Source organism: Nocardia vinacea NBRC 16497 (assembly GCF_000308835.1).
Taxonomy (GTDB): Bacteria; Actinomycetota; Actinomycetes; order Mycobacteriales; family Mycobacteriaceae; genus Nocardia; species Nocardia vinacea.
In genome coordinates, this window is record NZ_BAGN01000103.1 from 31,191 (window position 1) to 49,753 (window position 18,563).

Consider the following 18,563-nt stretch of genomic DNA (forward strand, 5'->3'; position numbering starts at 1 on the left):
GGTTCGAATGTCGGGTCCTGAACGAACCGATATCGGCCAGTCCTCACGGCGTCGTCAGAGCATGCATCACCGCGGTCCCGAAGCTGACGTCATCCGTGGTCGGCAGCCGCGTGTACGTCCCTCCCGTTCGCTGAGCGGCGGTTTGGAGGGTCTCGGTGCCATTGCCCCCGATGACGATCACATCGATGCGAACCGGATGGGCCGGATCGGCGGCCGAGGTCAGTTCGGTCAGTAACTTGGCTCCGGTAATGGTCGAGTCGTCATCCGGGCCGTCGGTGATGAGCAGAACGGAGTTGGTCAGCCCGGCGGTATATCCGCGAACAGCCGAGCGGTATGCGGCGATCAGTGACGGATACGCCTGGTCGGTGCGAGATTCGGTGGGTTTCACCGCCTCCAGCGCCGTATCCAACGCGGTGCGCTGCTGATTGTTCAGTGGTGCGGTGGGCGTTTGGGTCTTGTACGGCGTTGTCCCGTCGAGGTTCTTTCCGAACGTCCACACGCCGAGTCCGAAGTCCGGCGGCATCACATTCATCGTGGAGCGCAGCGCGCCGAGTGCATTCGAGAGCCGGGTGACCGATCCGTCGTTGTTGCCCATCGAGGACGAGACGTCGAGCAGCACCGTAGCCTGCACGCCGAGAACAGGATTGGCGAGTGTGGCACGCACCTTGTCCAGTGCGGTCCGCGGCGCGGCGGGTGCGGCGATGGCCGGTGCCGCGGCGAATCCGGCGGCGGTGAATGCCGAGGACTGTTGGGGTGCGCGCAAGTAGTCGGTGAACAGCGATGCGATCAGATTCTGGGTCTTGTCCACCCACGCCCCGGACATCAGCGCAGCAGGATGATCGGCGACCGGTGCCGTCCCCGCGGGCCGAAATTCCGACGTACTACCAACAGCTTTCAGTTGCTGCTCGGTAGCCGCCACCGCATGAATAGGCGAATTCGTCCCACCGATCGCGGCCAATGCGGCCGTGGTGTCCGCCGCCTGTGGCGCTTTCGCGGCGAGTCCGGAGATCGCCGCGACAACCTGACCGGACTGCGCGACCTGATCGGTGAGCGGATCGGTTCCCGAAACCGCGGAGCCGACCGCTGCTGCCACCGCCAAGGTCGAGTCCCCGGCGGGCAGTGCCATCCGCAGCCCACCCCACCCGGACAATCCGAGTTCATCCAGCGAACCCTGTTGCAGCCGTGGCAAATCCGCCCAGGTGATCTTGGCTTGCTCGAGCGCGCCCCGCAGATCCTCGGGAACGGCGACCACGATCGGGCTCATCGCAACCGGCGCGGGTGTGCCCTCGATCAGGCCGGGCACCCGCATGGATTCGATGGACCGCATCGAATCGGCGATCCACAGCCCCGGCTGCGGACCGAGCGCACCGTTCCACGGCGTGCCCGCGGTGAACCCGGCGACGATCGCCGCCGACGGTTGGGCGGTCACCACTACTTTCGCGCAATGATCGCGCACCTTCGGATTGGTCGCGTTGTAGCGCTCCGCCGCGGCCCGCACCGGATCGGCGATATCCGGATCGACCGTCACGAACAGCGTCGACGGCCCCTCCTTACATTCCGCCGCTGCCGACTTGTCCCGGTTCGCGGCGCGATCACTGAGTTGAAAAAATGCGAAGACCGCCGCGACGAGCAGCAAAACGGAAACCACTGCGATAACCGGACCTTTGCTGACGCCCCGGGACCTGGTTCCGCTGCGATGTGTGCCCACGATCCTCAGTGTATGTTCACGCGAGATTTGCCGTGCCGGTGTGTCCGGTGCGGCGCACCGGCACGGCGTGGCGTGAACGTCCGATCAGGGGCGGATCATCCGTCCGCGGTCGAACTCGTGTCCGCCCCAAACTCCGGACTGTCCAGTCCGCGCGGCGAATTCGCCACAGGCATCCCGGATCGGGCAACCGGCGCACACCGCACGCGCGTACTCGAAGTCCTGCGACGGGTACGGGAACCACGCCTCGTGATTCGGATCACCGCGGCAGGCCGCCCGATGCCACTCTCGGGAATCCGAGAGCGGGAGCAGGTCGGTCAGATCGACAACCGTGCTGGTCTCCAATTCGACGGTCATTTCGAGCCTTCTCCTTTCTCTCTCGGCTCAGGTGGCGGCCAGTTGCTTCCAGATCCGCTGCTGCCGCTTGGCCAGGTGGTCGGGTGCCTTCGGCTGCCACAGCAAACGCATGCCCGCCTCCTCCGGCGTCCGGTCGGCCTTGCTCGAGTTGCACGGCGCGCACGCGGCGATCAGGTTGTCCCAGGTGTTCGGACCACCCCGGCTGCGGGGCCGGATATGGTCGACGGTGCGCGCCCAGGACGCGCAGTACCCGCACCGGTGGTGGTCGCGGCGCAGCACACCGGCCAGCGTCGCGCGACTGCCGTCGTGTACTCGCGTCACATGGTCGAGATACACGTACCGCAGCAGCCGGATCGTCTCCGGCAACGCGAGCTCCAGGTGCTTGGACCGAATCGGGAAGTGCGGCTCCCGATCCGCGATCGACTCCGCGGCGCCGCCCATGAGCAGCACCACGGCCCGGTCGGCGGTGATCTCGGTGAGCGCCTCGTAGCTGGCGTTCAATACCAGTACCCGGGTGTGTATCCAGTTGTCGACAGTAGACACCACCGGATCGGTGGCACGGTGCAACGTCATGGGAGTCACCATGTTTCGAGAGAGCGAGCGGATTCGGAAGGCGAGGCTCGGTCAGTTACCGGCCGGGAGGCGGCGCAGTCCCTGCTCGACGCACGCGTCACACCGATGCGAGCTCGATACGACAATGGTCACGGCCGCCGCCTCCTTCCTCATGCTCGTTGGCACCCGCGGAACCGGGTGATCGTCATCGAAATCCATGGTGGCACAGCGCACCCACCGCTGGCGAAGGGTTTTTCAGGCCAGGCCGACCAGCCACTGCCGTAGCCACGAGGTGGCGGTGGCGCCGTTGGAATCCACGACGTAGGTCGGATATTTCTGGTGTACGAACGAGTTGTAGAACCGCTCGAATTCCTGCTTGCGCTCGTTCATTTCCGGATCGGCGAGCTGGTTCTGGATGAGCGGGGCCACCCCGGTCGCCATCAGGTCGTTGAAGATGGCGTACGCCTCCTGCTGATAGCGCCACAGCTGAGCCGGGTCGGGATCGGAGGCCTGGGCCAGGAATCCGGCGAAGCGGGTCGCGAAGTCGGTGGGCGGTGCGGCGCAGTAGAGGTCGCCGACGGCGCAGATGGTGCGGGTCTGCTGGGTGAGGAAGCCGAAGCCGCCGATGCGCGGGCCGCCCGCACCGGCGCCGTTGACCGGCGGACCGACGAGTGCATCGGTCGGGGAGCGGCGCGGATCCGAGATGAGCCCGACCGCGGCGATGCGTTCGGGCCGAACGGGACTCAGTCCGGTACCGATTTCGGCGGCGAGGTCGCCTGCCGCATCCGCGCCCTGGCTGTAGCCGATCAGCGCGATCTTGGTCTCGGCGCATTGCTGGGTCATGGCCGTGACCAGGCCGCGGGCGTTATCGATGGCCTGCCGCTTGGACCGGCCGTAAACATCGGTCTCCCAGGGGAAAGCGGTCGCCGCGTAGGTCACATAGTCGGTCCTGGTATTTCGCGGCAGGTTATCGGTGACGCTCGCGAGCATGCCCTCGCCGGGATTGGCATCGGAGGTCTCCCACGTGCCGGGTACCGCCACGACATACAGGTCGGGGCAACCATCCGGCGCTGCCGTCGCCGCGCCGGCACCGCCGACGGCGCCCGCCGCACCTACCATGACGGTTCCCGCCATGGCACCGATCATCTTGCGCATAAACATGGTCCACACCTCGGTTTGCTAGGTCCGAAGCGGCCGGGGGCCGTACGCGACTGCCTGCCGTCGCGTCGGAGACAACCGTACGGTCTGACCAGGGGTTTATGCGGGAACACCCCGTGACAAACGCCGAACATTTTCAACACAATGCGCAATGCCGACGATTCGCCCGGCGCGGCGGGATGAAGGAGCCGCGGGCGAGGGGGTGCGCGACTCCTTCATCGTGTCCGAGGGGCAGTCACCGCCTCGTCCACGGTTGTGGTGGTTATCAGGACACCGATGACTGCCTCCCGTGCATCATCGTGTGCCCATCCATTGAACCCCGGTCGACACTCGTGCGTCCCGGCTTCGAACATATGCCGTTCGAGAAGGTCGGATCAGCCGATCGGCGTGTGGCCCAACAGAACTCGACCGGTGAACCGGGTCTGCTTGGCCCGTGGCAGCGGGTGGAACAGGCAGCCGTGGATGTCGCGGTACCACATCTCCAGCTCGCAGCCGCGCGAAAAGCCCACGCCGCCAACGGTTTCGATGGCCAGTCGGACGGTATCGACGAGTGCGTCGGCGGCCACGGTCTTGCGGCTGAGGGTGCGGGCACCATAGCCATCGGTATTGTCGAAGTGCAGATTGTCCGAATCGGTGAACATGGCGGCGATCAGATCCGCGGCGGTGGTGTAGGCGTTCATCATTTCGCCCGCGAGCTGGAAGGTATGCGGTTCGGCGCGGTCGGCGACAAGTGCGGCGGTCGATTCGACCGCGGCGTCGGCGATGCCGAGATAGGCCGCCATCACCAGCGGCATGGCCGCGCCGATCACCACATTCAGCACCGGGGGCCACACGTCGGCGGGGCGGGTCAGCGAGATCGCGGCATCGGGGACGAAGACGTCCTCGAAGACCACGGTATGGGAGCCGCTGGCCCGCAAACCGATAGTGTCCCAGGTCTTTTCGATGCGAATACCGGGGGCGTCCAATGGCACCGCGAAGTGCAGCACCTGGGGTCCCTCCGGCGCATCCCCGCGGCGGATACTGGTCACCACCACATTGCCGACCTCACAGCCGCTGGCGGGCGCCTTGCGCGCGCTCACCCGGAAGCCGCCGTCGACGCGCTCGGCCCGGCCGTTGGATTCGACCCAGTCCGAAGCACCGGTGCTGACCAGGATCGCGCCCGCCGCCACCTTGCCGAAGACCGCCGAGGCGTCGATGCCGTGGTTATGCCGCCAGACCTGCGCGGCGACCAGATGGGTGTGCATGGCGAACGCGACCGCGGTGGACGGATCGTGGCGGCCGAGTTCGCGCAGGATCTCGCCCATCTCGCGGTGCGACACACCGCCGCCGCCGAACTCGATGGGAACGAGTGCTGCGGACAGTCCGGTGGCCCGCAGCAGGTCGAAGGCGGCGACGGAGATGTCGCCGGTGCGGTCGCGGGCGGCCACATCGGCGCGCAGGGTTTCCCCTACCTGGCGTGCCAGGGCGATCCAGTCGGTGGTGGTGATGTCATGGGCGATAGTCGTCATGTTTCGAAGTTAGGAACGGCCGCGATAACCGAATAGTCCAGAAAGTGGACTCCCACGGTCCAGAAAATGGACCCCGGTTCGCGAGGTGACCATGACCAGCACGACCGCAAGCTACGGCCAGTATTGTCCGATCTCCCGTGCACTCGATGTGCTCGGCGAGCGCTGGTCGCTGCTGATCCTGCGTGATCTGCTCATCGGCACGACTCGTTTCAACGATCTGGCGCGCGGTCTGCCCGGGCTTTCGCGCAGTCTGCTGGCCAAGCGGCTGCGCCAATTCGAGCGGGCCGGATTGATCGACAAGGTGGGCAGCGAATACCTGCTCACCGCCGCCGGCCGGGAATTGGAGCCGATCCTGTTCGGCCTCGGCGAATGGGGTGCACGCTGGACCTTCGGCGAACCGCAGCCCGAGGAGCTGGATGCCGGGCTGCTGGTGTGGTGGATGCACTCCCGGCTGGATACGTCCACGTTTCCGGGTAAGCGTCACGTGTTGTGCGTGCGGTTCACCGACGACTTCCGCCGCTATTGGATCGTCATCGAATCGGGTGTGCCTTCGGTGTGTGATGCCGATCCCGGCTATCCGGTCGACGTCACCATCAGCTCCGATGTCGAATCGCTGTACCAGGTTTGGCTGGGACGCATTCCGCTCTCGCACGCGATGCGAACCGGCCGAGTGGAATTCACCGGGCCGACTGCGCTTACCCGGCGGATGCCGTCGGTACTGCGACTGAGTCCCGTTGCGGGATATGCGGATCCGGTTGTACGCGCCTCGTGACCATTACGCAGTAGTCTCCCGCGCGTAGATGTAGTAGCGGTAGACGCCGTCCCCGGGATCGGCGCTCAGCGGCCACTCGCCGTCGGCGATGAACCATGCCCATTCGAGAGCGAGGCCCGCGTCGCGTTCGGCCATCGACTTCGCCCGGTCCAAGGAGCTGTCGGTGCCGAGGGCCTGGTCGTCGGTGCCGCAGAACTCGCAGCTGTGCACCCGCCGCACCTCGTATGCGATCACTTGGTTACCTCCGGGCATCCAGGTTAGACCTGGTTGTTCGGTGTGCACCGATAACGTTCGCCGGGTGCGGCCGATAAACAGCTCGACAGGCTCGTCCGCTCGGGGGACCGCGGGTCGCATGGGGAGTTCCGGAAGTGGCGTCCGCAACGAATCGGTGGGGGCACCAGTTCGAATCGAATACGCAAGGGATGTGTTCCGATGTCGATATCGACGGTGAAATATCTAGTGCCGCTTGGCTGCTGCGTGGTTCTCGCGCTGGCCGGTTGCGCGGGTGGTGATGACCGCCACGGTACGGCCGCAGGCACGAGTGCGGTGCCGACCAGCGCCGGCAGCCGCGTGCCGGGGCCGAGCGTGGCAGCCACAGACCGACCAACTGGAGCAACCGGCGAACCGGCTTCGCCGTTACCGCCGATACCGGCGTGCGTCGGCAGCCAGCTCATAGTCGGCGTGGAACCGATGTCGCCCGGCGCGGGCCACCGCGGTGTGCGCGTGCATTTCTCGGTCGTGGGAGCCAGCGGTGCGTGCACGCTGACCGGATACCCGGGCGTGGATACCGGCCCCGGCGGGCCGCTCCTGCACGCCGAACGCACATTGCGCGGCTATCTGGGCGGCCTCCCGGCCGATATCGATACGCCACCGACCGTCGTCCTGGACCACGACCACAATGCCGAGGCCGTGGTCGAGGGTGGCGCGGTCGATGCGGAAGGCAACCAGTGCCCCACGTATACGAAGCTTCTGGTCACCGCCCCGGACACCACCGACACGCACGCGGTAAGCACCACCATCGACACTTGCACGCTGAGCGTTCACCCGGTGACCGCCCACTAGCGATTTCAGAGGTTGCCGACAATGTGTTCCAGGCGGCGGGCCACCAGTTCTCGGGCCTGTTCGCGCAGGGCGGGGCGGTAGCCGCTGGGGTACACCGGGTCGCCGGGGGTGTAATCCTTGAGGACTTCCTTGGCGAGGGTGATCTTGTGGACCTCGGTGGGGCCGTCGGCGATCGCCATGACCTCGGCGTAGTTCATCATGTCGACGAACGGGAGGTCCTGGCTGACGCCGATGGCGCCGTGCAGATGCAGTGCGCGCTGGGCAATATCGTGCATCACCTTCGGCATCGCCACCTTGATAGCGGCAATGTCCTTGCGCACCTTCAGATAGTCCTGCTCCTTATCGATGCGCCAGGCGGTGCGCAGGACGAGCAGGCGGAACTGCTCCATCTCGATCCAGCTGTCGGCGATGCGTTCCTGGGTCATCTGCAGACCCGCGAGCGGCCCTTTGCGCATCGGCCGGGAGACCGCGCGTTCGGCCATCATGTCGAAGGCCTTGCGCACCAGCGCGACTGTGCGCATCGCGTGGTGCACCCGACCGCCGCCGAGGCGGGTCTGCGCGACGATGAAGCCCATACCCTCACGGCCGAGCAGGTGGTCGGCGGGCACCCGGACATCGGTGAAGCGCAGATGTCCCTCGTGCTCGCTGAAACCGTGCACGTGGAAGTTCTTGACGATCTCCAGGCCGGGGGTGTCGGCGGGCACGATGAACATCGACATGCCCTGGTACGGGCTGACATCCGGATTCGTGACCACCATGACGATATGGAAGCTGGCGAACTGCGCGTTCGAGTTGAACCACTTCTCGCCGTTGATGACCCAGGAGTCGCCGTCGCGCACGGCGCGGGTCTTGAACAGCGTCGGATCCGAGCCGCCGGTCGGTTCGGTCATGACATAGCAGGAACCGATCTCACCGGCCAGCAGCGGCTCCAGGTACTTCGCCTGCTGTTCCTCGGTGCCGTAGTGCGCGAGTATTTCCGCGTTACCGGAATCCGGTGCCTGGCAACCGAATACCGACGGAGCCCACACCGAGGTGCCGAGCACCTCGTTGAGCAGGCCGAGCTTTAGCTGCCCGTAGCCGGGGCCGCCCAGTTCCGGTCCGAGATGGCAGGCCCACAGTCCCTGTTCCTTCACCTTCTCCTTCAGCGGCCGCATCAGCGCCATCGCCTCGGTATCGGTGCGGTCGTAGGGATTCGGGTAGAGCAGATCGAGGGGCTCCACCTCGGTGCGGACGAACTCCGCCGCCCAGTCCAACTTCTGCTGGTATTCCGGGTCGGTTTCGAAATCCCAAGCCATGGTCAGCCTTTCGTGTCGGTGATGCCGTCGAGAATGGTGGACGCCACTATGTCGGCGATTTCGTCGGGGGAGCGCCCGCCGTGCGGGCGATACCAGAAGGTCACCATGTTCAGCATGCCGAGCACACTGTTGGTGACCACGTGGTCGTCGGTGCGCAGCAGGCCCGCCGCATGCCCCGCGTCGATGACGCGCTGCCAGCAGGCCTGTATTTCGTCACGCATTTCCTGTAGTTCTTCGCCGCGCTCACCGGTCAGTGCGGTGACGTCGCGCAATTGGATGGCGACCTCGCGGCGGTGCTCGATGATCAGCCCGACGTGGCTGTGGATCAGCTTGCGCAACTTGACGATCGGGTCGTCGATGCCGCGGGAGATCCGCTGGGCATCGGTGAGCATGAGCTGGATGTAATCGCGCAGGATCTGCCAGAGCAGCTCTTCCTTGGAACCGATGTGGTAATACAGCGCACCCCGCTGTACCCCGGCTCGATCACCGATTTCCGCGACGCCGGTTCCGTGAAAACCCTGTTCCGCGAACAGTTCCACCGCGGCTGCCACGATGCGCGCCCTGGTCGCCTCCGCCGTGGTCTCCGCGGCCGGTGGACGACCGCGGCGACGAGGCGAGGCCAACTCTGGCCCACCCGTCGCCCGGCTACCACCCCTCATCGAATCGTTGCGCGATGCTGCGGTCATCGGCGCGGATCCAAGACGACTTTGGAAACCCCGTCGGCACGGTCGGCGAACATGCGGTAGGCGTTCGCGCCGTCCGACATCGGGAATCGGTGTGTGACAACGGCTTCGGGCCGGATTCGGCCGGCCGCGGTGAGCCGCAGCAGTGCGGGCAGCTCGTATTGGATCGAGCAGAGTCCGATATGGAATTCGAGCTCCTTGACCTGTGCCAACTGCATATGGAACGGGAAGGCGCGATTATGACTGACGCCGACCACCCCGACCCGGCCACGATGTCCGACGGCGCTGATGGCGAGTTTGATGGTCGCATCGACGCCGACCGCCTCGATCGCGACATCCGCACCACCGCTGAGCATTTCGCGGATGACGGTCTTGGGTTCGTCGGATTCGACTATCTCCGCGCCCAATTCGGCGGCGCGCTTGCGGCGCTCGGCCACCAGATCCACCCCGAGCACCCGCGCCGCGCCCATCGCGAATGCCGACTGCACGGCCATCAGCCCGACCGGTCCCAGCCCGATCACCACTACGGTCTCACCGGGCGCAATTCGGGTGCGGCGCGCGCCGTACCAGGCAGTCGGCGCGTTGTCGGTGAGCACGATCGCGGCCTCGTCGCTGACCGAATCGGGCAGCCGTACCAGATTCCCCTCGGCGTGGGGGACCGCGAGATATTCCGCCTGCGCACCAGCGAGCGATCCGCCGAGTCCATAGCAGGCGTCGGCAGGCATCGGATGGCGTTCACAGGCTGCCACGATGCCGGCCTTGCACTTCGCGCAGCGGTTACAGCCGACGGATGCGGAGACCAGCACCCGGTCACCGACCGAGAATCCCTGTATGTCCGAACCCAATTCGACGATCTCGCCGACCGCCTCGTGGCCGATGCTGTATCCGGTGCCGTCGGTGAAGCCGTGCCCGGCGTAGATGTGCAGATCACTGCCGCAGATTCCGGCGGCGGTCACCCGAACGATGGCGCCGTCGCGGCCCGGCAGCACCGGATCGGGGACCTCGGTGTACGAGATCTGTTGCGGGCCTTGGTAAGTCAATGCCTTCATCGCCAACCACCATCCAGTGCCAGAGTTGCGCCGGTGCAATACGCCGAGGCGTCCGTCGCGAAGTACAGTGCCGCGCCGACGATCTCATCCGGGCGGCCGATCCGCCCGAGTGCCATATGCCGAGTCAGCTCGGTGCGCAACTCATCGGGCCACGCCTTGGAAATATCCGTCTCGAACGGACCGCATCGAATCGTGTTGACCCGCACCGTCGGTGCGAAACTCTGCGCGAGTCCGCCGGTGAGATTGGCCAATCCCGCCTTGGCGGCCGCATAGGGCACCGCGAGCGGTTCCGGACGTTCGGCTTCGATCGAGGAGATATTGATGATCGACCCGCCACCGGCGGCGACCATCCGGGTACCGATCAAGGTCGACAAGCGGAACGGGCCCTTGAGATTGACCGCGATCACCTTGTCGAACATGTCCTCGCTCACCTGATCCAGGCTCGGATACAGCAGCGACATCCCGGCATTGTTGACCAGCACGTCGACCTTGCCGAATTCCGCGTAGGCCGCCTCGACCAGTGCATCGCACTGTGCCCAATGGCTGACATTGCAGGCCACCGGCAATGCGCGCCGACCATGGGTGTTCTTCACCTCATCGGCCAGCTCGACGCACCCGTCGAGTTTGCGACTGGCGATCACCACATCCGCACCGGCCGCGGCGAAGGCCAGCACCATCTCCCGACCGAGCCCGCGGCTACCGCCCGTGACCAGCGCGACCTTATCCGCTAACGACTGTCCTGGCATTGCGCTCCATTGCTCCGGCTGCCGGTAATGTTCCAATCAGTACATTAATTCCGCCGAGCGATACAATCAAGGCCCCGACACACCGTCACATCACTACCGATGGGTAACATTGGTTGCGATTTTTCCCACCCGGCTTTCTCAAAAGTGAGGCAGTAGATGACAGAGCGGATTCAGGTCGGCGGGCTCCAGGTGGCCAGCGTTCTCCACGAGTTCATCGAGAACGAGGCGCTCCCCGGAACCGGCGTAGATTCCGCCGCGTTCTGGGCCGGAGCCGAGCAGGTCATCAATGACCTCGCTCCGCGCAACCGCGTCCTGCTGGCCGAACGCGACGAGATCCAGGGCAAGCTCGATGCCTGGCACGCCGAGCACCCCGGCGCGAACTACGACAAGGCCGCCTACAAGAGCTTCCTCGGCGATATCGGCTACCTGCGCGCGGAACCGGCCGACTTCAAGATCGCCACCCAGAATGTGGACGACGAGATCGCCACCACCGCGGGCCCGCAGCTGGTGGTGCCGGTGATGAACGCTCGCTTCGCGATCAATGCCGCGAATGCGCGCTGGGGTTCGCTCTACGACGCCCTCTACGGCACCGACGCCATCTCCGAGGCCGACGGCGGCGAGAAGGGCACCGGTTACAACCCGGTCCGCGGCGGCCGCGTGATCGAGTTCGCGCGCAAGTTCCTCGATACTGCCGCCCCGCTGGCCAACGGCTCGCACCGGTCCTCGACGCACTACGCGATCGATGGCGGGAAGCTGGCGGTCACGCTGAGCGACGACGGGGTCACCACGCTGGCCGCCGATGGTGCGGAACTGGTCGGCTACCTGGGCGATCCGGCCTCGCCGACCTCGATCCTGTTGAAGCACAACGGTTTGCACATCGACATCCAGATCGACGCCGCCTCGCCGATCGGCAAGACCGATCCGGCGGGTGTCAAAGATGTGGTGCTGGAGTCCGCGGTCACCACGATCATGGACTTCGAGGATTCGGTCGCCGCGGTGGACGCCGAGGACAAGGTGCTCTGCTACCACAACTGGCTCGGCCTGATGAAGGGCGAGTTGGCGGAGAAGGTGACCAAGGGTGATAAGACCTTCACCCGCACCATGAACCCGGACCGCGTCTACACCGCGGTCGGCGGCGGCGAACTGGTGCTGCACGGCCGTTCACTGCTGTTCGTGCGCAATGTCGGTCACCTGATGACCTCCGACGCGATCATCGATGCCGAGGGCAATGAGGTGCCAGAGGGCATCATGGACGGCCTGATCACCTCGCTGATCGCCAAGCACAGCCTGCTCGGCGATACCGAGCTGAAGAACAGCCGCTCCGGTTCGGTCTACATCGTGAAGCCGAAGATGCACGGCCCGGACGAGGTCGCGTTCACCAACGAGCTGTTCGGCCGGATCGAGGACGTCCTCGGCCTGACCCGCAACACCCTCAAGGTCGGCATCATGGACGAGGAGCGCCGCACTACGGTCAACCTGAAGGCCTGTATTCAGGCCGCTGCCGAGCGCGTGGTGTTCATCAACACCGGCTTCCTGGACCGCACCGGCGACGAGATCCACACCTCCATGGAGGCCGGGCCGATGGTCCGCAAGGCCGAGATGAAGACCCAGCAGTGGATCCTGTCCTACGAGGACTGGAACGTCGATGCCGGTCTGGCCGCCGGACTGCCCGGTAAGGCGCAGATCGGTAAGGGCATGTGGGCCATGCCGGATCTGATGCACGACATGCTCGAGCAGAAGATCGGCCACCCGCGCGCGGGCGCCAACACCGCCTGGGTGCCCTCGCCGACCGCGGCCACCCTGCATGCGACGCACTACCACCAGGTCGACGTGTTCGAGCGGCAGCAGGAGATCGCCGCCGGCGGCCGCCGCGCCACCGTCGATCAGATCCTGGAGATCCCGCTCGCGGCCGATCCGAACTGGACCGAGGAGGAGAAGCGCCAGGAGCTGGACAACAACTCCCAGGGCATTCTCGGCTATGTGGTGCGCTGGATCGACCAGGGCGTCGGCTGCTCCAAGGTGCCCGACATCCGGGATATCGGTCTCATGGAAGACCGTGCGACCCTGCGCATTTCGAGCCAGCTGATGGCGAACTGGCTGCGCCACGGTGTGGTCACCGCCGATGAGGTGGTGGCCAGCCTGGAGCGGATGGCGCCGGTGGTCGACAAGCAGAATGCGGGCGATCCGAACTACCGGCCGATGGCGGCGGACTTCGCGGGCAGCATCGCGTTCCAGGCCGCGAAGGAACTGGTGCTGGAGGGCACCAAGCAGCCGAACGGCTACACCGAGCCGATCCTGCACCGCCGTCGCCGGGAGGCCAAGGCGCTGGCTTGCGTCTGAGACGTTCCGAGTAACTCGTGAATCCCCTGCCCGGGAGGTTGCCGGGCAGGGGATTCGCATACCACATGACGGCCGTCGGCGGGGCGGATGACTGGTTTCGACCTACATAACGATCCGTTACCCTGGGCGCTGCACGAGATCGTCGGATGTGAGGAAGTTGTATGGGAAGCGTTGTCCTTGATGTATTCGCCCTGGTTGTGAATCGCGCGGCGATGTTCTGGAACTGGATGGCCACCGGTTCGGCCGGTTTCCCGCCGCTGTAACAGCCGAGCTGAACGTCTGGTACGACGACCCCCGGTCCCGGCCCCTCGATGGGATGCCGAGGCCGGGGGTCTTCCTTCGCCGGGAGATATTTCCAGAGACGGTGAACCGATTCCCTTCGGGGACAGGGCGGATCGACGTATCTTCTTTGGCATGAGCAGCCGCCCCCGACCGACACCATTGTGGTTCGAGCTCTGGATGGGCGCCATCACCGCCGTCATCGCGTTGCTCTGTGCCGCGCTTTGTTGGGAATTGGCTGCTCAGGGCAGCTTTCCGGCCAAAGTCCTGCTGTGGGTTGGACTTTCGGTGGTCGGCTTGGTCGCGATCGTTTTCGCAATCCTCGGGCTGATCCGCTATCACGCTGTCCTCGTCAGCCTTACCGCACCGCTACTGATCGCCGCCCTCGCCGCGCTGGTGTGGTACGAAGTACCCGAAACCACCGGTTGGCGCCTGTCCCGCCCCATCCTCGAAGATCAGGCCACCGCCTGCGCCAATCCGGGCCACCACACTCGCCTCGGCGTCTACACCGTCACCTACATCACCCGCCGCGACGGCGCCTGCCTGTTCTACGTCAGTGGCGGAGCCACCAATTCCGAAGGCTTCGCCTACTTCCCGGACAGCGCCCCGAGTACCGGGCCGGCCGGCCCCGGCGGCATCGGCTACGAACCCTTCCACGGTCCCTGGTATCGCTTCGTCGAAAACACCTGACAGATCGGCCGAGCCGTCGTCGCTGTAAAGCTCAGTGCCCGAGACCAACCAGTGTCCGGATGATCATGAAAATTGCGGCCATGCCGAAACAGCCCAGTCCGACGACCCATACCGTGAACATCTGCCGCATCGGTACGAAGTCGTCCAGCCAGCCGGCGTCGAGAGCGACGCCATCCTGTTGCGTCTCGAAGACGGTGCCGTGCGCACCCCAGGCGCCCGCGCCGATTTGCAGCTGTTCGAACCGCTCCAGCCACCGGGCGTCCTTGCGTTCGGCGAGGCGATGGCTCGCCATGAGCATGATCGAAATGATCGACACGATCAGCGCGAGTAGCGACGAGGCTATCCGCGCGATTGAGTCGTTCCCGGCGCTCATCGAGATACTGAACAAGAATGCCTGGGCAGTCAGACTGAGGGTGGGAACCTGCCAGAGGAGGTTCTCGTATTGCAGACGTCGATCCGCCACCGCCTGGTAGACCATCTCCAGATCGGCCGAACGGCGAGGCGCTGGCTCGTCCACAAGGGGTACTGTGGCACAGTCGCGCAGACCTGGTGGCATGTTTGTCACGTTCGGGATGCGGAGCGAACCAGGATGAGGACGCTGACCACGAGCACCCACGCCGGGAAAGCCAGCGTCATCCATCTGCTCGTTTCGCTGGCCACCAGGAGTGCCACGGCCGCCAGATAGCTGAGACCGGTGAGCCAGCGGGGCATCAGCCCGGTCTTCAGCCAAATCGTCGCGAGCGAGATCATGAACACGGCCGCCATCCGCAGTGCGTAGGTCTGGCAAGCCGAAACCACGATCATCTTGCCGAAGTCGACCACTTCGGCGCGGGCGGCCGGGTCGGTGACGTCGGTGTCGCTGGACACCAGACCGGCGGCGACGGCGGTGCCGACGAACATCATCGCCAGGAACAGCAGCCCGCTGCCGAGGAATACCGATAGGAAGAACCGGTCCTCGTAGCGCCCGAATCCGTCACGGACGACGCCGATGAACCATAAGAAGCTGATTCCGGCGAAGGGCATGAGCACCGTCGCTATTCGGATCGCGCTGCGCTGGCTGTTCAGCCACTGAGTCGAGCCTTCGATGCCGTCGGGCATGTCGATACGGATCAAGATCAGCGTTGTGCCGAACAACACCGCGAAGACCACTCCGGCCAGTGCGGCCGCTCGCGGTGTCGACAACCGGCGTGGGGTCGGCGCCGGCTCGGTGTTTTGCGGCGATGTCGACATGCCGCCATCCTGTCAAATCCGAGCGCCAGTGGGCTGGATTTCCGGTCAGATCTATTCCCCGTTGTGCTCCCGGCGCACATTTCATCGCACCGACGTCGTTGATCGAATTCCGTCCTGATTGCCGGTGCTGTGTGGGGTTTCGGCGAGATGCGCCGAGGCATAGCATATTGAAAGTCCAGCTTACTGCCGTGCGGAAGGTGGGTGCAGATATGCCGAAGACCGAGCCCGACTGGAGTAAACCGGCGGCGATGGCGATCCCGGCGGAGGGCTATTTCGAGCTCGAGCGGGGCCGATACGGCCCGATCTACCCCCGGACGCCGGCCTGCTACGGGTTCTCGATCATCGCCAAGGTGAAACCGGGTCGGGACGAGGCCATTCGCGCGCACGGCAAGCAGATCGAGGATGCGATTGCAGCTGGTCCTGATGTGCTGGCGCCGCTGCGGCTGCACTATCTGCGGTGGGTTTTGTTCGATGTCGGATCGGGACTGCATTTCCAGTATCAAGGCATCTTCGATACCGATTTCGACAAATACACCGAAGACGCCGTGGCCCTGTTCTCCCAGACCGGTATCACCACGGTTTTCACCAATCTCGAGGGATTTCCCGAGGACTGGAAGGAAAATCCGGAGGCGTTCGTGAAATTTGTTCGCGAACATCAATTTCCGAGCTTCCTCGAATACGGCGAGTATCCCTACGTCACCGCCGATGAGATCAAGAAAGCGCTGCGGCTGAAGGCGGCGTTCTCCGACATGCTCGACCAGATGCAGTAATCCCTTGGCCCATGCTGGAACTCGACGATATTCAGCACATCCTGCTGACCCGGACCCCGGCGATGACCGGCCGCTACGAGTTTCTGTCCTTCGATGATCCCGCGGGGGCACGGGCTTGGTTGACGCCGCTGGTCGATCGCGTGCAATCGGCGGCGGACGTGCGCGCCACGATGGACAGTTCCGACCGCTGGGTCACGCTGGCCTTCACCTGGCGCGGGCTGCGGGCGCTCGGCGTGCCGGAGGAAACGCTCGCCACCTTCCCGGACGAGTTCCGCGAAGGGATGGCCGCTCGCGCTGACATCCTGGGTGACACCGGCGCTTGTTCTCCCGAGAACTGGGTAGGCGGGCTGGCCGGTGACGATCTGCACGCCATCGCGATCCTGTTCGCCCGCACCGATGCCGAGCACCAGCGCTGCACCACCGAACACCACAAACTGGTCGCCCGTTGCTCCGGTGTGCGCGTGTTGTCGTTCCTCGACCTGAACGCGACGCCGCCCTTCGACTACGCCCACGATCATTTCGGATTCCGAGATCGGTTGTCCCAGCCGGTGATCGCCGGATCGGGCGAAGCACCGACCCCGGGCTCGGGGGCGGCGCTGCAACCCGGAGAATTCATCCTGGGCTATCCCGACGAGGAGGGGCAGGCGCGAGCGCTGCCTCAGCCGGAGGTGTTGTTCCGCAACGGAAGCTATATGGCCTACCGGCGGCTACAAGAACACGTCGGCGCGTTTCGGAACTATCTGCGCGAGCACGCGGACACCCCGGACGGGCAGAACTTGATCGCCGCGAAGCTCATGGGGCGCTGGCGCAGCGGCGCACCCCTGGTGCTGGCACCGGACCGGGATGATCCGGCGCTGGGCGCGGATCCCATGCGCAACAACGACTTCAACTACAAGGAGATGGACCCGCACGGCTACGCGGTACCGCTCGGTGCGCATGCGCGGCGCCTGAATCCCCGTGACACCGCGGTGAACATGAACCGCCGCAGAATGATTCGTCGCGGCGCCACCTACGGGCCCGCGCTACCCGACGATGCCCCCGAAGACGGAGTGGACCGCGGGATCGCCGCATTCATCATCTGCGCCAGCCTGGTACGCCAGTTCGAGTTCGCCCAGAACGTCTGGATAAACGACAAGACATTCCACGAACTCGGCAACGAACACGACCCCATCTGCGGCACCCAGGACGGCACCCTCGACTTCACGATCCCCAAGCGGCCCATCCGCAAGACGCTCGCGGGACTGCCGGCCTTCACCACGCTCAGAGGCGGCGCGTACTTCTTCCTTCCGAGCCTCAGTGCTCTGCGATACCTGGCCACGCTCGACAGCCGAGAGGTGACAACATGAGCAGCACCCTGCCGCCTGCACGCACCTACAACCAGAGCCACATTCCGCGCAATCACGACGGGCGACGGCGGATGAGCATCTATTGGACGTGGAGCTATCCATGGGAGGCCCAACGCGATCCCGCCGAGATGTACAACCGCTTCTCGACAATGACCGAGGTCCGCAACGTACTGTGGCCGGGCTACGAGACTCCCGAATACGACGCCGCGCACTTCCTGCAGGGCATCGCCGGCACACTGGAGCTGTTCCATCGCTCGACGCTGGCGTTCCAGCAACTGGCCGAAGAGGCCACCGGTCACCCCGTCGCGGTGTTCCAGCGCATCGACCAGGCCGGGTACACCTTGCCGATCGACGAGCGGATCCTGGCCGACACCGACACCCTGATGGTATTCGGGCTCGATCACGTCCTCTCCGAGCAGCAAGCTGCACCAGACGAGATCGACGCGATCCGCGACTGGCTGCAACGCGAAGGCACCTGCCTGCTGCTGGCGCCGCACCACGACGTCGGGTGCACCGACGACTACGCGCAGCGACAATTGGAATACGCGCATCACGGCGACCCGCTGGTGCCGCGGCAGCAACGATTCGGCCAGTACACACGCTCGCTCATGCGGGGCCTCGATGTTCCGGTGCACAACAAATGGGGCCTGCGACCCGCCGTCGTCGACGGCACCGGCGAGATCGCACCCCTGACCGGGTTCCGCGATCTCGACATGCCCCGGCTGCTGGACAACGTGACGACGTTCAACTTCCACCCCCATCTACCGCACTACGAGCTGACCGCGCCGGAATCCGAGTCGCTTCGCGTCCTCGGCCGCCAGCGTGTCGACCCCCAGCGACCCCATCCCTTCACCGCCGCCGGCAATACCGAATTCAATGCGTTGATCTGGATGCCACCTGTCGACAGACGAGCCGGCGATATCGTACTCATCGACTCCACCAACTTCACCACGCTCTTCGGTGGCACCGACAGCCTCCGCAACCTCTGGCACAACCTGGCCACCATGAAGTGACCACTGGT

19 protein-coding genes are annotated in these 18,563 nt (G+C 65.2%); 7 read left to right on the top strand and 12 right to left on the bottom strand.

Going from position 1 to position 18,563, the window contains the following annotated elements:
- Positions 1–43: 43 nt before the first annotated feature.
- The 5 genes from ON44_RS13665 to ON44_RS13690 form a co-directional block, all read right to left on the bottom strand.
- Positions 44–1,648 (bottom strand): VWA domain-containing protein, encoded by a 1,605-nt coding sequence (locus ON44_RS13665; RefSeq protein ID WP_040689891.1) that lies wholly within the window; start codon positions 1,646–1,648, stop codon positions 44–46.
- Positions 1,649–1,792: 144 nt separating this feature from the next.
- Positions 1,793–2,062 (bottom strand): WhiB family transcriptional regulator, encoded by a 270-nt coding sequence (locus tag ON44_RS13670; protein WP_040689894.1) that lies wholly within the window; start codon positions 2,060–2,062, stop codon positions 1,793–1,795.
- 27 nt (positions 2,063–2,089) lie between these two features.
- On the bottom strand, positions 2,090–2,635 hold the full coding sequence (locus ON44_RS13675; protein WP_040689895.1) for an HNH endonuclease: 546 nt from the start codon (positions 2,633–2,635) through the stop codon (positions 2,090–2,092).
- Positions 2,636–2,869: 234 nt separating this feature from the next.
- Complete coding sequence (locus ON44_RS13685; RefSeq protein WP_040689898.1) at positions 2,870–3,769, bottom strand: cutinase family protein; 900 nt, start codon at positions 3,767–3,769, stop codon at positions 2,870–2,872.
- Positions 3,770–4,146: 377 nt separating this feature from the next.
- On the bottom strand, positions 4,147–5,280 hold the full coding sequence (locus ON44_RS13690) for an acyl-CoA dehydrogenase family protein (protein WP_040689899.1): 1,134 nt from the start codon (positions 5,278–5,280) through the stop codon (positions 4,147–4,149).
- Positions 5,281–5,371: 91 nt separating this feature from the next.
- Between ON44_RS13690 and ON44_RS13695 the strand changes: the two genes are divergently transcribed.
- Positions 5,372–6,052, top strand: a complete 681-nt coding sequence (locus ON44_RS13695; RefSeq protein ID WP_040689978.1) for a winged helix-turn-helix transcriptional regulator — start codon at positions 5,372–5,374, stop codon at positions 6,050–6,052.
- Between the two features lie 3 nt (positions 6,053–6,055).
- On the opposite strand, the gene ON44_RS13700 is transcribed toward ON44_RS13695, so the two are convergent.
- Positions 6,056–6,286, bottom strand: a complete 231-nt coding sequence (locus tag ON44_RS13700) for a hypothetical protein (RefSeq protein WP_157187138.1) — start codon at positions 6,284–6,286, stop codon at positions 6,056–6,058.
- Between the two features lie 351 nt (positions 6,287–6,637).
- On the opposite strand from ON44_RS13700, the gene ON44_RS53405 reads away from it, so the two are divergent.
- Positions 6,638–7,114 (top strand): DUF4232 domain-containing protein, encoded by a 477-nt coding sequence (locus ON44_RS53405; RefSeq protein ID WP_373283157.1) that lies wholly within the window; start codon positions 6,638–6,640, stop codon positions 7,112–7,114.
- Positions 7,115–7,119: 5 nt separating this feature from the next.
- Here the strand turns inward: ON44_RS53405 and ON44_RS13710 are convergent, their stop codons facing one another.
- Genes ON44_RS13710 through ON44_RS13725 form a run of 4 tightly spaced genes read right to left on the bottom strand, consistent with a single transcriptional unit; the run spans position 7,120 to position 10,887 of the window.
- The gene (locus ON44_RS13710) at positions 7,120–8,409 is read right to left on the bottom strand and encodes an acyl-CoA dehydrogenase family protein (RefSeq protein WP_040689903.1); all 1,290 of its coding nucleotides are present in this window, start codon (positions 8,407–8,409) and stop codon (positions 7,120–7,122) included.
- Between the two features lie 2 nt (positions 8,410–8,411).
- The gene (locus ON44_RS13715; protein ID WP_083897848.1) at positions 8,412–9,095 is read right to left on the bottom strand and encodes a TetR/AcrR family transcriptional regulator; all 684 of its coding nucleotides are present in this window, start codon (positions 9,093–9,095) and stop codon (positions 8,412–8,414) included.
- Complete coding sequence (locus ON44_RS13720; protein ID WP_040689907.1) at positions 9,092–10,141, bottom strand: alcohol dehydrogenase catalytic domain-containing protein; 1,050 nt, start codon at positions 10,139–10,141, stop codon at positions 9,092–9,094. The genes ON44_RS13715 and ON44_RS13720 overlap by 4 nt, the downstream gene beginning before the upstream one ends.
- Positions 10,138–10,887 (bottom strand): SDR family NAD(P)-dependent oxidoreductase, encoded by a 750-nt coding sequence (locus ON44_RS13725; protein ID WP_040689909.1) that lies wholly within the window; start codon positions 10,885–10,887, stop codon positions 10,138–10,140. Before ON44_RS13725 ends, ON44_RS13720 begins: the two co-directional genes overlap by 4 nt.
- Before the next feature lie 156 nt (positions 10,888–11,043).
- Between ON44_RS13725 and ON44_RS13730 the strand changes: the two genes are divergently transcribed.
- Together ON44_RS13730 and ON44_RS46725 are read left to right on the top strand one after the other, a co-directional pair.
- Positions 11,044–13,227 (top strand): malate synthase G, encoded by a 2,184-nt coding sequence (locus ON44_RS13730; protein ID WP_040689911.1) that lies wholly within the window; start codon positions 11,044–11,046, stop codon positions 13,225–13,227.
- Positions 13,228–13,641: 414 nt separating this feature from the next.
- Positions 13,642–14,196: a hypothetical protein gene (locus tag ON44_RS46725; protein ID WP_051181973.1), complete on the top strand. Its 555-nt coding sequence runs from the start codon at positions 13,642–13,644 to the stop codon at positions 14,194–14,196.
- 31 nt (positions 14,197–14,227) lie between these two features.
- Here the strand turns inward: ON44_RS46725 and ON44_RS13740 are convergent, their stop codons facing one another.
- Both ON44_RS13740 and ON44_RS13745 read right to left on the bottom strand, forming a co-directional pair.
- The gene (locus ON44_RS13740) at positions 14,228–14,836 is read right to left on the bottom strand and encodes a hypothetical protein (RefSeq protein WP_245567142.1); all 609 of its coding nucleotides are present in this window, start codon (positions 14,834–14,836) and stop codon (positions 14,228–14,230) included.
- Positions 14,758–15,426, bottom strand: a complete 669-nt coding sequence (locus tag ON44_RS13745; protein WP_083897849.1) for a hypothetical protein — start codon at positions 15,424–15,426, stop codon at positions 14,758–14,760. Before ON44_RS13745 ends, ON44_RS13740 begins: the two co-directional genes overlap by 79 nt.
- 209 nt (positions 15,427–15,635) lie before the next feature.
- Between ON44_RS13745 and ON44_RS13750 the strand changes: the two genes are divergently transcribed.
- The 3 genes from ON44_RS13750 to ON44_RS13760 are packed head-to-tail and all read left to right on the top strand — an operon-like array spanning position 15,636 to position 18,555.
- On the top strand, positions 15,636–16,196 hold the full coding sequence (locus tag ON44_RS13750) for a hypothetical protein (RefSeq protein ID WP_040689989.1): 561 nt from the start codon (positions 15,636–15,638) through the stop codon (positions 16,194–16,196).
- 11 nt (positions 16,197–16,207) lie between these two features.
- Entirely contained in the window at positions 16,208–17,542 is a 1,335-nt protein-coding gene (locus tag ON44_RS13755; protein ID WP_040689915.1) for a Dyp-type peroxidase, read from the top strand.
- The gene (locus ON44_RS13760) at positions 17,539–18,555 is read left to right on the top strand and encodes a hypothetical protein (protein ID WP_040689916.1); all 1,017 of its coding nucleotides are present in this window, start codon (positions 17,539–17,541) and stop codon (positions 18,553–18,555) included. Before ON44_RS13755 ends, ON44_RS13760 begins: the two co-directional genes overlap by 4 nt.
- Positions 18,556–18,563 lie beyond the last annotated feature (8 nt).

What these genes read in the sequence shown, in the direction of transcription:
- ON44_RS13670 (WP_040689894.1), bottom strand. Translation starts at nt 2,062, where the DNA reads ATGACCGTCGAATTGGAGACCAGCACGGTTGTCGATCTGACCGACCTG.
- ON44_RS13675 (WP_040689895.1), bottom strand. Translation starts at nt 2,635, where the DNA reads ATGACGTTGCACCGTGCCACCGATCCGGTGGTGTCTACTGTCGACAAC.
- ON44_RS13685 (WP_040689898.1), bottom strand. Translation starts at nt 3,769, where the DNA reads ATGCGCAAGATGATCGGTGCCATGGCGGGAACCGTCATGGTAGGTGCG.
- ON44_RS13690 (WP_040689899.1), bottom strand. Translation starts at nt 5,280, where the DNA reads ATGACGACTATCGCCCATGACATCACCACCACCGACTGGATCGCCCTG.
- ON44_RS13695 (WP_040689978.1), top strand. Translation starts at nt 5,372, where the DNA reads ATGACCAGCACGACCGCAAGCTACGGCCAGTATTGTCCGATCTCCCGT.
- ON44_RS13710 (WP_040689903.1), bottom strand. Translation starts at nt 8,409, where the DNA reads ATGGCTTGGGATTTCGAAACCGACCCGGAATACCAGCAGAAGTTGGAC.
- ON44_RS13715 (WP_083897848.1), bottom strand. Translation starts at nt 9,095, where the DNA reads ATGACCGCAGCATCGCGCAACGATTCGATGAGGGGTGGTAGCCGGGCG.
- ON44_RS13720 (WP_040689907.1), bottom strand. Translation starts at nt 10,141, where the DNA reads ATGAAGGCATTGACTTACCAAGGCCCGCAACAGATCTCGTACACCGAG.
- ON44_RS13725 (WP_040689909.1), bottom strand. Translation starts at nt 10,887, where the DNA reads ATGCCAGGACAGTCGTTAGCGGATAAGGTCGCGCTGGTCACGGGCGGT.
- ON44_RS13730 (WP_040689911.1), top strand. Translation starts at nt 11,044, where the DNA reads ATGACAGAGCGGATTCAGGTCGGCGGGCTCCAGGTGGCCAGCGTTCTC.
- ON44_RS46725 (WP_051181973.1), top strand. Translation starts at nt 13,642, where the DNA reads ATGAGCAGCCGCCCCCGACCGACACCATTGTGGTTCGAGCTCTGGATG.
- ON44_RS13740 (WP_245567142.1), bottom strand. Translation starts at nt 14,836, where the DNA reads ATGGATGACGCTGGCTTTCCCGGCGTGGGTGCTCGTGGTCAGCGTCCT.
- ON44_RS13745 (WP_083897849.1), bottom strand. Translation starts at nt 15,426, where the DNA reads ATGTCGACATCGCCGCAAAACACCGAGCCGGCGCCGACCCCACGCCGG.
- ON44_RS13750 (WP_040689989.1), top strand. Translation starts at nt 15,636, where the DNA reads ATGCCGAAGACCGAGCCCGACTGGAGTAAACCGGCGGCGATGGCGATC.
- ON44_RS13755 (WP_040689915.1), top strand. Translation starts at nt 16,208, where the DNA reads ATGCTGGAACTCGACGATATTCAGCACATCCTGCTGACCCGGACCCCG.
- ON44_RS13760 (WP_040689916.1), top strand. Translation starts at nt 17,539, where the DNA reads ATGAGCAGCACCCTGCCGCCTGCACGCACCTACAACCAGAGCCACATT.